The sequence below is a fragment of the Streptomyces cahuitamycinicus genome (genome assembly GCF_002891435.1).
GTDB lineage: Bacteria > Actinomycetota > Actinomycetes > Streptomycetales > Streptomycetaceae > Streptomyces > Streptomyces cahuitamycinicus.
The window spans coordinates 25,044-31,950 of the sequence record NZ_POUC01000042.1 but is presented as its reverse complement, the minus strand read 5'-3'; the positions used below and the strand labels follow the sequence as shown (position 1 = coordinate 31,950).

At 70.3% G+C, this 6,907-nt stretch carries 4 protein-coding genes; 1 reads left to right on the top strand and 3 read right to left on the bottom strand.

All coding sequences use genetic code 11. The features are described from left to right. Positions 1 to 1,299: MFS transporter (locus C1J00_RS08680; RefSeq protein ID WP_102908452.1), on the bottom strand; the 1,299-nt coding region annotated here is incomplete at its 3' end. A gap of 324 nt (positions 1,300 to 1,623) precedes the next feature. Next, entirely contained in the window at positions 1,624 to 3,387 is a 1,764-nt protein-coding gene (gene aspS / locus C1J00_RS08675; RefSeq protein ID WP_102908451.1) for an aspartate--tRNA ligase, read from the bottom strand. Positions 3,388 to 3,542: 155 nt separating this feature from the next. On the opposite strand from aspS, the gene C1J00_RS08670 reads away from it, so the two are divergent. Further along, positions 3,543 to 5,684: an ATP-binding SpoIIE family protein phosphatase gene (locus C1J00_RS08670; RefSeq protein ID WP_102908450.1), complete on the top strand. Its 2,142-nt coding sequence runs from the start codon at positions 3,543 to 3,545 to the stop codon at positions 5,682 to 5,684. 110 nt (positions 5,685 to 5,794) lie between these two features. Here C1J00_RS08670 and C1J00_RS08665 read toward each other — a convergent pair whose 3' ends face one another. After that, positions 5,795 to 6,871: an AI-2E family transporter gene (locus C1J00_RS08665; RefSeq protein ID WP_102908449.1), complete on the bottom strand. Its 1,077-nt coding sequence runs from the start codon at positions 6,869 to 6,871 to the stop codon at positions 5,795 to 5,797. Between the last annotated feature and the right edge of the window lie 36 nt (positions 6,872 to 6,907).

The window sequence follows — 6,907 nt, the reverse complement described above, 5'->3', positions numbered from 1 at the left end:
CCCCGAACCCGTCCGCTCACCGCGCTGCGTGTGCCTCACGAACGCCACCCCCACCACCGCCAGGATCGACGCCGCCGACAGCGTGTACAGGCCCCCGTTCGTACTGCCCGTCGTGTCCTTCAGATAGCCGAAGAGCGTGGGGGAGACGAACCCGCCCAGGTTTCCCAGGGAGTTGACAAGGGCCAGACCAGGTGCCGCGATCTTCAGGTCGAGGCCCGACTGGGCCATCGGCCAGAACAGGGTGGCCGCGCACTTGCCGCCGACCGCGGCCAGGGTCAGGGCGGCCAGGCCGAACCAGGGGGAGCCGAGTGTGGCCAGGAACGTGCCGGTGGCGGACAGGACGAGGGCGATCGCCAGGTAGGGGCGACGGTCCGGGGCCCGGTCCGTGAAGTGGCTCATCGTGTACATCGCGATCACCGCGCAGATCCAAGGGATCGCCGACAGCAGGCCGATCTGGAACGGCGACAGGCCTCCGATCTCCTCCACCAGGCTCGGCAGCCAGAACGTGATCGCGTAGCCGGTGAGCGCCATCGCGAAGAAGACCGCGGTCAGGACCGCCACCTGCGGGTGGAAGATCAGCTTCATGCGGGACACCGACGGCGCCCGGTCCCGTGCCTGCTTGTCCCGCGCCACCGCCTCGCTCAGCGCGGCCTTCTCCTCCGGCGTGAGCCACTTCGCCTCCTGGATCCGCGAGACGAGGAAGAACCCGGCGACGAACCCGACCAGGATCGAGAAGGCGCCCTCCAGGGCGAACATCCACCGCCAGCCGGCGATGCCCCCCGCGCCGTCCAACTCCAGCAGCGCGCCCGTGATCGGGCCCGTCACGATGTACGCCGTCGCCGAGCCGCCCAGGAAGATCGCGCTCGCCCGGCCCCGGCTGGAGTCCGGCAGCCACTGGGTGAAGTACAGCAGCACACCGGGGAAGAAGCCGGCCTCCGCGACACCGAGCAGGAACCGCAGCCCGTAGAACATCCACACGTTGTGGATGAAACACATCGCCACGATCACCAGGCCCCAGGTGATCATGATGCGGGTCAGCCAGACCCGGGCACCGAACCGCTCCAGCCACATGTTGCTCGGGACCTCGAACAGCGCGTAGCCGATGAAGAACAGGCCCGCGCCGAGCCCGTAAGCCGTGGCGCTGACGCCGACGTCGGCCCTCAGTTCGTCCTGGACGAATCCCACGTTCGTCCGGTCCATCTGGTTGACCAGCAGCATCAGGACCAAAATCGGCAGCATGCGGCGCAGGAACTTGCCCACCGCACGCTGCTCGGCCTCCGGTATCGCGGCTTCTGACATCGTTGTCTCCCTTGCTGTGCACATACGTGAACAGCAATCACGTACGCGTTCTCGAAGGGACCTTATGGAGGCCCAAGTTCCGGGTCAACGGGTTGAGCAGAAGTCCATGTATATGAACAGGAGGCGGACGGTCAGGGCATGCCCGCACACGTCCGCCTCACATGTCCGCGTCAGCCGGCGGGCGCGCCGTCCTCCGCCGCCTCGGAATCGACGCCCATCCGCGACTGTGCGGAGCCTGCGTAAAAGCAGGGCAAGAGCCCTGGATACGCAAATGGCCCGGAACCGGCACCGGTTCCGAGCCACTCACGGGAGATCGCAGATCGCTTACTTCGGCTGCGGCTTGCGCACCGACAGGTGCAGCTCCTTCAGCCGTGCCTCCTCCAGCTCCGTCGGCGCGCCCATCATCAGGTCCTGGGCGTTTCCGTTGAGCGGGAAGGCGATGGTCTCGCGGATGTTGGGCTCGTCGGCGAGCAGCATGACGATGCGGTCGACGCCCGGGGCGATGCCGCCGTGCGGCGGGGCGCCGAAGCGGAACGCGCGCAGCATGCCGGCGAACTTCTCCTCGACGGTCTCGCGGTCGTACCCGGCGATCTCGAAGGCCTTGAGCATGATCTCCGGCTCGTGGTTCCGGATCGCGCCGGAGGACAGCTCGACGCCGTTGCAGACGATGTCGTACTGCCAGCCGAGGATGTCCAGCGGGTCCTGGGTCTCCAGGGCCTCCAGTCCGCCCTGCGGCATGGAGAACGGGTTGTGCGAGAAGTCGATCGCGCCGGTCTCCTCGTCCTTCTCGTACATCGGGAAGTCGACGATCCAGCAGAACCGGAAGACGCCCTCCTCGAAGTGCCCGGCACGCTTGGCGGCCTCGACCCGCACCGCGCCCATGATCTTCGAGACCTCGTCGAACTCGCCCGCGCCGAAGAAGACCGCGTGGCCGGCCGCGAGCGACAGACGCTTGGTCAGCTCAGCGACGTTCTCCTCGGTGAGGAACTTCGCGATCGGGCCCGTCAGCGAACCGTCCTCGGCGACCCGCACCCAGGCCAGGCCCTTGGCGCCCTGCGAGACGGCGTAGTCGCCGAGCTGGTCGAAGAACTTGCGGGGCTGGCCCGAGACGTCCGGCACCGGCAGGGCGCGGACGTGCTTGCCGGCGAACGCCTTGAACTCCGAGCCCTCGAAGATGTCGGTGATGTCGACGAGTTCGAGCTGGGCGCGCAGGTCGGGCTTGTCGGAGCCGTACTTCAGCATCGCCTCGCGGAACGGGATCCGCGGGAACGGCGAGGTGACGTGGCGGCCGCCGCCGAACTCCTCGAACAGCTCGGTCATGAGCTGCTCGATCGGACGGAAGACGTCCTCCTGCTCGACGAAGCTCATCTCGACGTCGAGCTGGTAGAACTCGCCCGGCGAGCGGTCGGCGCGCGCGTCCTCGTCACGGAAGCAGGGCGCGATCTGGAAGTAGCGGTCGAAGCCCGAGATCATCAGCAGCTGCTTGAACTGCTGGGGCGCCTGGGGAAGGGCGTAGAACCTGCCCGGGTTCAGGCGGGAGGGGACGACGAAGTCGCGGGCGCCCTCGGGGGAGGTCGCGGACAGGATCGGCGTCGCCATCTCGTTGAAGCCCAGCGCCGTCATCTTGTGGCGGATCGCCGAGATGACCGACGTGCGGAGCAGGATGTTGCGGTGCATGCGCTCGCGGCGCAGGTCCAGGAAGCGGTACTCCAGGCGCCGCTCCTCGTTGACCCCGTCCTCGGTGTTGATCGTGAACGGCAGCGGGGCCGCCGCACCGAGCAGTTCGACTTCGCCGACCTCGACCTCGATCTCACCGGTCGGCAGCTCGGGGTTGATGTTCTCGGCGCCCCGGGAGACGACCTTGCCGTCGACGCGGACCGTCGACTCCTTGGAGAGCTTGTCGAGGGCCTCGTAGGAGGGGGTGCCGGGACGGGCCACGAGCTGCGTGATGCCGTAGTGATCGCGCAGATCGATGAAGAGGATGCCGCCCAGGTCGCGCCGATTGTGCAGCCAGCCACTCAGCCGGACGTCGCTGCCGACGTCAGAGGAGCGGAGCTCGCCGCAGGTGTGGGACCTGTACCGATGCATCGTCGTTCATCCAGTCTTCGCTGATCGGGGTCTGTGTTTCACGTGAAACGCCTCCCCAGCGTACCGTTCGGGCGGAGATCGCCTCCCCCGGTATGACGATCACTCCGTTCTGCTTTCGGTGGCAGCGGGCGATGACCTCTTCCTAGAGTGGGGCAATGCGCACTGGCGAGCCTCTGCCCGCCGTGGGGGAGGTTCTCGCCGCCCTCGCGACCGGCCTGTGGCACTGGGACACCGCCACCGGGCTGGTCACGGTCGATGCCGAGGCGGCACGGCTGCTCGGGCTGCCCGCCGAGCAGACCAGCCTCACACAAGCCCAGGCCCGGGCCCGTATGCACCCGGTGGACTGGAACGAGATCACCGGCGTGGTCCAGCTCGCCGTCGCGGAGGGCACCCTCGCCGAGGTCCGGATCCGGATCATGGACGAACAGGGCCGGGTCGTACGGGTCGTCCGCAGCCGGTCCAAGCCGTCCTTCGACCAGGTGCGCAAGGCGTACGAGCTGATCGGCACCCTCCAGGAGGTCGCCGAGCCGACGCCTGGCACCCCGGCCGGGCGCAGCGCGGTCACCGGCGACTGGCGGCGCTCCAGGGAGGCGTTCCTGCTGGACGCCGGCCGGGCGCTGGCCGAGGCGCGCTCCACGCAGGAGGTGCTACGGGTCACGGCAAACCTGTCGATGCCGGGGTTCTCACCGGATGGGCTCGCGGTGTTCAGCGTGGAGGGCGACCGGCTGACGCTCATCGGCCACTACGGCCCGCACCAGCAGGCGGGTGAGAGCCCGTTCACGCACATGGCACTGGATACGGACTACCCGGCCGCCGAGGTCGTACGGACCGGCCGGGCCGTGTACCTGTCCTCTCCCGAGCACTACAAGTCGCGCTACCCGCTGACCTGGCCGCTCGCCCAGTCCTTCGGCCGCCACTCGTGGGCGTTCCTGCCGCTGACGGTGGCCGGCCGCACGATGGGCGCATGGATGGCGGCCTTCGCCTACCCGGTCGCGTTCACCCCCGACGAGCGGTCCGTGCTGACCACGGTGGCGCGCATGCTGGCTCAGGCCCTGGCCCGTGCGGGAGTGGCCGAGAGCGAGCGGGCCCTGACCGACGGGCTCCAGCGCACGATGCTGCCGCGGCTCGGCGCGCAGCGCATACCGGGCATGAGCGTCGCCGCCCGCTACGTTCCCACCGGCGGTGGCCTCCAGGTCGGCGGCGACTGGTACGACGTGATCCCGCTGCCGAGCGGGCGGTTCGCACTGGTCATCGGCGACGTGCAAGGCCATGACGTGCGCGCGGCGGGGCTGATGGGCCAGCTGCGGATAGCCCTGCGGGCGTACGCCTCGGAGGGGCACCGGCCGGACGCGGTGCTGTCCCGCGCGTCCCGCTTCCTGCACGGCATCGGCGACGAGGACCCCACCGACCCGCGCTTCGCGACCTGCGTCTACGTCGAGGTCGACCCGGCGAACGGAGTGCTGGACATCGCCCGCGCCGGCCATCCCGACCCGGCGATCCGCATGGCCGACGGCACGGTGCTGACCCGGCCGACGGCCGGAGGCCTGCCGCTGGGCATCAACCCGGATGCCGACTACCCCACCACCCGGCTCACCCTCGAAGCCGGCGAGACCATGCTGCTGTGCACCGACGGCCTGATCGAGACCGGCGGCCACGACCTGGACACCGGCTGGCGGCGGCTGCGCGCGATCCTCGAGGAGCACAAGGGCGACCTGGAGGAGCTGGCCGACGCGCTGGTCCAGGCCGTGCACGGCCCGTCCTCGCACCACACCACCGGCCCGCTGGCGGACCGCCGCGAGGACGACATCGCGGTGCTGCTGCTGAGCCGACAGAGGGAGGGTTGCGGTTGCGGCGACACCATGGCCGTACGGCTCCCGGCGCGGCGCACCGTGCTGACCGTCGCGCAGGCCGAGCCCGAGCGGGTCGCGGTCGCCCGGCAGCAGCTGCGCGAGCTGCTGCACGACTGGGCCTCGCCCGACCAGATCGACTCGGCGGTGCTGCTGCTGTCCGAGCTGCTGACGAACGTCCTTGTGCACACCGACTCCGACGCGCTGCTGGTCGCCGAGATGACGGGCGAGGCGGGCGGGCGACGGCTGCGGATCGAGGTCACGGACGGCGGCGACGACCTGCCGCACAAGCGCAGACCCGGTGAGCTGGCTTCCTCCGGCCGCGGCCTGGTGCTGATCGAACTGCTCGCGCACGCCTGGGGGGTGGACCCGCGCGGCGAGGGCAAGAGCATCTGGTTCGAGCTCTACGAGTCAGTGAACGGCTCGGGCGACGGGTCCTGGTCACCGTAGCGCCACGCCACCGGCGCCCCCCGCCCTCACAGCGGCAATCCTCCGCCGCTCGCGACCGCCACGCCTCCGGCGACCCCGGGCAACCCCCGCCCTCGTGGCGGCCACGCCTCCTACGACGACGGCCCGGACGGCGCCGGGTCCTGGTCGCCGTATCGGGTACGCAGCTCCTGCACGATGCCGAAGGCCGCCGCGGTGAGCGGCACGGCGAGGAGCATGCCGAGCACCCCGGCGACGGACGCCCCGGCCGTGATCGTCACCATCACCACCGCCGGGTGCATCTGCACGGTCCTGCTCTGGATCATCGGCTGGAGCACGTGCCCTTCGAGCACCTGCACCGCGAGGACCACGCCGAACGCCCACAGCGCGATGACGAACCCCCGGTCGGCGAGCGCGACCAGTACGGCCAGGGCGCCCGAGATGAAGGCACCGAGGTAGGGGATGTACGCGCCGACGAAGACCAGCGCGCCCAGTCCGGCCGCGCCGGGCACGTCAAGGACGAGCAGTCCCACGGTGATGAGGAGGGCGTCGATGAGGGCGATGAGGGTCGTGCCGCGCATGAACCCCTCGACGGCCCTCAGCGCCCGCCGCGCCATGGCCTCCAGGGTGTCGGCCGACCCGCGGGGCGACAGGGCCCGCAGTGTTCCCGCGGCCTTGTCGGAGTCGCGCAGGAAGAAGAAGACGAGCAGCAGGGCGAGGACGGCCATGGCGATGGACTCGCCGACCACGCTGACGCCGCTGATCACGCCGGAGGCGGCCGTACCGCCGAACTTGCGCAGCAGTTCCCGGGCGTTGGAGGCGAGGTCGTCCAGCGAGGTGCCGGCCGCGCCGAAATGGTCGGAGATCCCGCGGGCGGCCTGCTTGAGCGAGGCGATGATCTCGTCACCGGTGTCGATGAGCGCGGCGACCACGATGTACACGGCCCCGCCGACCACGGCGACCACCGCGACACAGGTCAGCCCGGCCGCGACCGACCGATGCACCCCGGTCTTCACGAGCCGCCGGTGCAGCGGCCCGAGCAAGGCGGTGCCCAGCAGCGCGAGCAGCACGGGCACCACGGCGGTGCGGATCTCCACGACCAGCAGGATCCCGACGTAGACAACGCCGGCGACGAGCAGGAGCAGCGCACACCAGGCGGCGAGGCGCCGGGCGGGGCCGGGGAGGAGCGGGGCCTGCTGGGAGTCCTGCACCCCTCCACCCGATCACGCGCCCGGCGGGCCGTCCCG

What these genes read in the sequence shown, in the direction of transcription:
- aspS (WP_102908451.1), bottom strand. Translation starts at nt 3,387, where the DNA reads ATGCATCGGTACAGGTCCCACACCTGCGGCGAGCTCCGCTCCTCTGAC.
- C1J00_RS08670 (WP_102908450.1), top strand. Translation starts at nt 3,543, where the DNA reads ATGCGCACTGGCGAGCCTCTGCCCGCCGTGGGGGAGGTTCTCGCCGCC.